Genomic DNA, 2275 nt, shown 5'->3' with positions numbered 1-2275 from the left:
ATAAGCAGCAATCACAGCGCCACCGAGCTGATACTTTCGATTGTTTTCAGCTTTACGCTTTTTCCCTGCATCTTTTTTCTGGATCTGACTCAAGTACAGCTCCAAATCAGCATATTGCAGTTTTTGAGCTTTGAAATTCAGATATCGGGTACACATCATCTTCAGAATATTTAGTTCAGCAACACCCAATTGATTGTCCTGGTATGCCTGAAAAAGCTCTATAAATTTAGCTTCATATTCAGTCTGTCTAGGATTTTTAGACAGCTCATCAAACAGCAGCTGAAGCTTCAGATGCTCTCTGTAAGGTTTTAATGCTTCTTTGACTAATATTTTCTGTGCTTCAGACAACATCTCAAAATTAAAGTCTTCAGCTTGTAAGGCATCAATGACCTGATTCTGTAAGTCGGTCCGTGGATCTTTTTCTAAGAGATATTCCACAAAAGCATGTAACTCTGCCACTTGAAGTAATTGAGCTGGTCTTCCACGTTTTTTTGCTTTTTCAACAGTCATCATCTGCCGCCAAATTTTCAGAACTGCAACCTCTTTAAATATGGTTTTACCATATTTGAAGAGGGCAGTCTGAAAATAATTATTTAAAATAAAAATAAAATTTCTTGAAAAGAATTTTTATTTTTATTTTAAATAATTCGCACTTGACAGTTTCTTGCTATCGCGAAGAAACTAGTACGCAATGGGGCGTTTCCCCCTTGACCCCCTTTTACCGGATTTTCAGCCATCCAGGCATTCCAAATCCGGGCGGTTTTCATTCCGTTTCACTGCATAAAAACCGGTCCCCAAGCCACCAGAGGTGAGCATGGCCAGCTATCATTTCAGCGTCAAAAGTAAAAACAAAGGCTATGCGACTGGCCACTACCTCTACATCAGCCGACTCATGCAATATGAAGGGATTCGCAAGACCAGCAACGAAACCGTAGAACATATCGAACCAGGCAGAAACATGCCATCCTGGGTGAAAGATCCGATTGAATTTTGGCAGGCAGCAGATAGTTATGAACGAGCCAATGCCAAGGCCTACATGGAGTATGAAATTGCCCTACCAAATGAATTCACGCCAGAACAGCGTAAAACGCTCATAGAGACGTTTTTAGACAAACATATAATTCCACAGCAATATCCGCATTCATACGCCATACACAACGTTAAATCGCGCCTCAGTGGCGAAGATCAGCCTCATTGTCACATCATGTTCTCGCTAAAAGCTGATGACGGCATTGAACGCACAGCAGAACAATATTTCAAACGCTATAACCCCAAAGATCCAAGCAAAGGCGGTGCAAAGAAAATCCAGCTGCAGGATGGCCACGCAGACTATTCCACTTTTTTAATCTATATCCGAAAACAATGGGAAAACCATCTGAATGATGCCCTTGAACAGCACTGCCCTACCGTCACCTACACATTGGATGACCAAGACATCACCATCAAAAATCAGGTTTCAGCAGACAGCTATGAAAAATATAACGAGATCCACAGCACTTTGTATCTTCCTGAGCCTAAGCTAGGCGTTGGTCAACAAAACGCGACAGCGGAATATCTCGCCCAGATCCAAAAAATTCGAGAACACAATCAAAAAGAACGAGAACTCGAAGAACGCCAAAAGCAATTAGATCAACAACATGAATATTTTTATAGTGCTGAAAACCATCCATTTTCATCATTGGAAGTGATGTATTACCTGAATTATTTAGTGAAGAACCAGAAAAATAAGGAAAAACTGGAAAAAGATTTTAGTGAAATTATCAAAACCCAAGAGCCTATATTGCAACAAGAAGGCTGGAACCTTCAGAACATGAATCGAAAATTGAGAGATTCAGAGCATAACTCAACGCCATGCTTTGAGTTTGACGTGTATTCCCCACCAAAGAATCCATTACCCACGCAGAATAAGCCCCCTAAACTGGTTCAACCCGAACAGCCAAAGCCAAAATCTGATGATTATGATTACGGTGGTCCGGGGTTTTAAATTATCTGGATTTATTCAGGCTTTACAGAGCGAGTGTCTACGAGCGAACAGACACAATTAAAATTTTCGCCATGCTTTTTCTCTGATTACAGGCTCCCCTTTGCTGCTAAGACTGAGGTACAGAGCATCCCGAAGGGTGCGAACAGATTCAATTTGCTTCTAGAACGAGCGAAGCGAGCATAAAAAACTTATGAGCGAAGCGAATTCCGAGTTGCTTTTGATCTTGCTTTTGCTTTTTATTAAAGTCACAACGAGATGAGCCAAAAAATTGCCCCTACGAATCGAGCGAAA

At 41.1% G+C, this 2275-nt stretch carries 2 protein-coding genes; one reads left to right on the top strand and one right to left on the bottom strand.

What is annotated here, in order from left to right:
- Positions 1–510, bottom strand: a 510-nt coding sequence (locus FTV31_RS16300; protein WP_180015699.1) for a hypothetical protein, incomplete at its 3' end; no start/stop codon positions are given.
- A gap of 304 nt (positions 511–814) precedes the next feature.
- Here FTV31_RS16300 and FTV31_RS16295 point away from each other — a divergent pair.
- Positions 815–1984, top strand: coding sequence for a MobA/MobL family protein (locus tag FTV31_RS16295; protein ID WP_180015697.1), 1170 nt, complete (start codon positions 815–817; stop codon positions 1982–1984).
- Positions 1985–2275 lie beyond the last annotated feature (291 nt).

It is taken from the genome of Acinetobacter sp. YH16031 (genome assembly GCF_013417335.1).
GTDB lineage: Bacteria > Pseudomonadota > Gammaproteobacteria > Pseudomonadales > Moraxellaceae > Acinetobacter.
The sequence above is the reverse complement of the archived record's forward strand: the minus strand, read 5'-3'. Positions and strand labels throughout refer to the sequence as shown.